The sequence below is a fragment of the Priestia sp. SIMBA_032 genome (genome assembly GCF_046535215.1).
Taxonomy (GTDB): Bacteria; Bacillota; Bacilli; order Bacillales; family Bacillaceae_H; genus Priestia; species Priestia aryabhattai.
The window spans coordinates 1-277 of the sequence record NZ_JAWRXD010000528.1; the positions used below are offsets into that span (position 1 = coordinate 1).

A 277-nucleotide genomic window follows, 5' to 3' on the forward strand; every position below is an offset into this window, starting at 1 on the left:
GTGTACATGAACAGCTTGGCTTTACAACGCCAGATCCAGAAGAAGCGCTCCTAAAACAAATGGCACTAACATTAGCAAACGAAGGATATTTCTTAATTGATGAAAGTAAGTTTTCAGAAGTTGCGTTTGCGAAAATTGCAAATGTTGAAGATGCAAATATTATTACAAACCATTTAGAAATTGATTTAGAAAAATATAAAAAACAAACCAATGTAATTGAGGCTGATAAACAATGATCTATACAGTTACTTTAAACCCATCTATTGATTATGTAGTG

1 pseudogene is annotated in these 277 nt (G+C 31.8%); it reads left to right on the plus strand.

Annotation, left to right across the window (positions count from 1 at the left end):
• Positions 1-236 (plus strand): annotated as a pseudogene (locus SB717_RS35405) (DeoR family transcriptional regulator); the annotation flags it as partial.
• Positions 237-277: the final 41 nt, after the last annotated feature.